This window comes from Acidocella sp. MX-AZ02, from assembly GCF_000306035.1.
GTDB classification, from domain to species: domain Bacteria; phylum Pseudomonadota; class Alphaproteobacteria; order Acetobacterales; family Acetobacteraceae; genus Acidocella; species Acidocella facilis.
In genome coordinates, this window is the sequence record NZ_JH976207.1 from 692105 (window position 1) to 694492 (window position 2388).

At 69.6% G+C, this 2388-nt stretch carries 2 protein-coding genes; both read left to right on the forward strand.

All coding sequences use genetic code 11. From position 1 onward, the window contains the following. Positions 1-1963: FUSC family protein (locus MXAZACID_RS19130; RefSeq protein WP_039884692.1), on the forward strand; the 1963-nt coding region annotated here is incomplete at its 5' end. A gap of 88 nt (positions 1964-2051) precedes the next feature. Continuing rightward, positions 2052-2387, forward strand: coding sequence for a hypothetical protein (locus tag MXAZACID_RS03435; protein WP_008492679.1), 336 nt, complete (start codon positions 2052-2054; stop codon positions 2385-2387). Position 2388: the final 1 nt, after the last annotated feature.

Genomic DNA, 2388 nt, shown 5'->3' on the forward strand with positions numbered 1-2388 from the left:
GCTGTCGCTCTCCGAAGGGTTGCGGGCCTTTTGCGCGGTGGCGCTGCCGCTGCTGCTGGGGCGGGTGTTCGACGTGCCGCAACTCGGGCTGGCGGCGCTGGGGGCGCTGCTGACCTGCTATGCCGACCCTGGCGGGCCGGCCGCGCGGCGGGCGCCGGCGGTGATCAGCTATGCGCTGCTGGGGGCGAGCCTATATGCGCTGTTCAGCTGGGTGGGGGCGCAGAGCCCCTGGGTTTCGGCGCCGCTGGCGGCGTTTCTGGTGTTCTGCACGAGTTTTGCCCGGATTTACGGCCAGGCCGGGATGCAGGTGGGCAATCTCAGCAGCGTCGCCGCGTTGCTGGCTTTGGGGGCGCCGGAGTCCGGCATGGGCTGGGCGCTGCTGCACGGGCTGAACTTCCTGGCCGGCGCCGGCTGGGCGGTGATTTTGACGCTGGTGATCTGGGAGACGCATCCTTACGCCGCCTCACGCCGGGCGCTGGCGGAGGTGGCGCGCCGGCTGGCGCGGCTGAATAATGAGCTGGTGCGCTTTGCCCGCCATGCCGAGGGCGAAGCGGCGTTTTCCGCCCATGCGCTGGAATATCGCGGCCAGGTGCGCGAGGCGATCGAAAATGCCCGGGCCGTGGCCTATGCCACCTTCCGGCGGCGCGGGCTGGTTTCGCCGCGCGGGGCGCAGCTTTCGCTGCGGCTGGAGAGTTTCGACCGGATTTTCGGGGCGCTGATCGCGCTCTCCGAACAGCTGGAGCAGGACCCGGCGGTGCGCGATGACTGCGTGGCGCCGCTGCGGCTGATCTCGGGCTGGCTGGCTGCGATGGAGCCGGAAATCCTCGCCGACCGGCCGCTGGATACGCCGCGCAAGCGCGCCAGCCTGAAGCGGCTGCGCCAGGCGCTGCGGGATTTGCCGGATGCGCCCGAGCGCCATGTGCTGGCGGCGATTGCCGAGCAGTTCGCGGTGCTGATCGCGGTGGCGCCGCCCACAGGGGCGGCCCTGCCGGCGCCAAGCCCGGTGGGGCTGCGCCGGCGGGTGCTCTCACCGATCCGGCAGAATTTCACCTTGTCCTCCGTCGCCTTCCGGCACGCGCTGCGGGCGGCGGTGATCGCGCTGCCGGTGCTGGCGGTGACGACGCGCTTTGGCGGCATCTATTCACATTGGGCGACGATCACGCTGGTCTTCTGCCTGCAGCCTTATTTCGCCGCCACCTGGGCGCGCACGGCGGAGCGCTGTGCCGGCACCGTGCTGGGCGGTGTGCTGGCGGCGGCTTTGGGGTTTTTCGTGCATACCGATCTGCAGCTGGCGCTTGCCATGCTACCGCTCAGCCTGTGCGCCTTCGCGCTGCGGCCGGTGAATTTCAGCCTCTATATCGCCGTGCTGACCCCGATGGTGGTGCTGCTGGTGGAGAAATTGCGCCCGGGCGAGAGCGAATTCTTCGTCGCTGCCTCGCGGGTGCTGTGGTCGCTTCTCGGCGGGGCGCTGGCGGTTCTGGGCAGCGCGCTGCTCTGGCCGGGCTTTGAAGCGCCGAAGCTGGAGAGCTTCCTCGGCACCGTGCGGCGCGCCCATGCCGCTTATGTGGAGGCGGTGATCGACGCTTTGCTGGGGCAGGGGAGCTGGGGGGCGGCGGAGACGGCGCGGCGTGCCGCGGGCCTGGCCAGCAATAATCTCGAAGCCGCGCTGCAGCGCATACTCTCCGAGCCGCATGGGCGCCACGAGCCGGCGATGGTGAAGGCCGCCGCTGCCGATGCGGCTTTGCGCCGCATGGCCGGGCGGCTTTCGCTGCTGGCGCTGGAGCGCCCCGCCATCGCCCCGCAGGAGCGCGATGTGTGGCGGGGCTGGGCGGTCTGGTTGCGTCAGATTCTGGAGGACGGGCGTGCGGCACCACGCCCGGCGCTGCCGATCGGCCCCGGGGCGGCGGATCTGGTGCGGCTGGCGCGGCAGGCGGAGCTGATCGCGCAAGAGGCAGGAGCATAGGGCGCGGGGGCCCATGCCAGCCGGGCAGGGGGGCATTGCGTGGTTTTTCATTGCTGCGGCGCAGCATAAACCCATATAGATCGATGTTATGACGAAATTTCCTTCCTTTGAGTCCGGTTTTTGGCCGGTTTGGCCTGGTCTGGATCTGCCCAATCTGGCGATGCAGAGCGCGATGCTGGCCTTTGAGGCGCAGCAGGTGATCGCGCTGCGTCTGGCCAAGCTGGCGCAAGGCGGGCATGACGCGCCGCATGAGACGCTGCTGATGGTCTCGGAAAAGCTGATGGCGGCGCATGAGAGCGGGGCGCTGATGCTGGATGCCGCGATGTCCGGCAAGCCGGGGCTGAATGCGCCGGAAGTGATGCAGCTTTACCGCAAGAAAGTGCGCGCCAACCGCCGCCGCTTGGCGCCGCAGGCGGCCCCGTAAC